Raw genomic sequence first — 266 nt, 5'->3', positions numbered from 1 at the left:
GGTGCCGTTCGCGGCGGCGGGCTGCCGGGTGACGGTGGTCGAGCCGAGCCCGAACGCGCTGGCCACGCTGCAGCGGCGCGCCGAGGAAGAGGGCGTCTCCGACCTGATCACGGTGATCGCGGACGACTCCGACGCGCTGGGCAGGCACGTCGAGGCGGGCTCGGCCGACCTGGTGCTCGCGCACGGCCTGCTGGAGATCGTCGACGACCCGGCGGCGGTGCTGACGGCGCTGGCCACGGCGGTCGCCCCGGGCGGCGCGGTCTCGG

At 77.1% G+C, this 266-nt stretch carries 1 protein-coding gene; it reads left to right on the top strand.

All coding sequences use genetic code 11. The features are described from left to right. The coding region (locus tag G3I65_RS35540) for a bifunctional 2-polyprenyl-6-hydroxyphenol methylase/3-demethylubiquinol 3-O-methyltransferase UbiG (RefSeq protein ID WP_160699971.1) at window positions 1–266 on the top strand (266 nt) is incomplete at both ends.

Origin of the sequence: Amycolatopsis sp. SID8362, assembly GCF_010550475.1 — a bacterium.
GTDB classification, from domain to species: Bacteria; Actinomycetota; Actinomycetes; order Mycobacteriales; family Pseudonocardiaceae; genus Amycolatopsis; species Amycolatopsis eburnea.
Note: the sequence above shows the minus strand (reverse complement) of the source record. Positions and strands in the feature narration are given on the sequence as shown.